Origin of the sequence: Mesorhizobium abyssinicae, from assembly GCF_049887195.1 — a bacterium.
Lineage (GTDB): Bacteria > Pseudomonadota > Alphaproteobacteria > Rhizobiales > Rhizobiaceae > Mesorhizobium > Mesorhizobium abyssinicae.
Genome location: NZ_JARAKC010000172.1, coordinates 1 through 236 on the forward strand (window position 1 = coordinate 1; position 236 = coordinate 236).

The window sequence follows — 236 nt, forward strand, 5'->3', positions numbered from 1 at the left end:
GTCATGCGGACCGGCTCCAGGCAGGCTCCCAGCCGTCGTGCGAGCTGTGCCGCGGGCTGCTCGTTGAGCGGCCCGGCGGAGTCGTAATGATAGGCAACCGGCCTTTCCCGCTCGCGTCGATCAACCAGCAGCAGCGACCAGTGGGTGCCGCGGCGTTCAGGATCGGTAGCGCTGGCATCGTTGACAGGCAGGAACAGGAAGTCGGCTGTATCACTGCCATTGCGATCATAGACGAT

At 64.4% G+C, this 236-nt stretch carries 1 protein-coding gene; it reads right to left on the reverse strand.

All coding sequences use genetic code 11. From position 1 onward, the window contains the following. Nucleotides 1-236, reverse strand: a 236-nt coding sequence (locus tag PU724_RS34220; RefSeq protein ID WP_426213879.1) for a hypothetical protein, incomplete at both ends; no start/stop codon positions are given.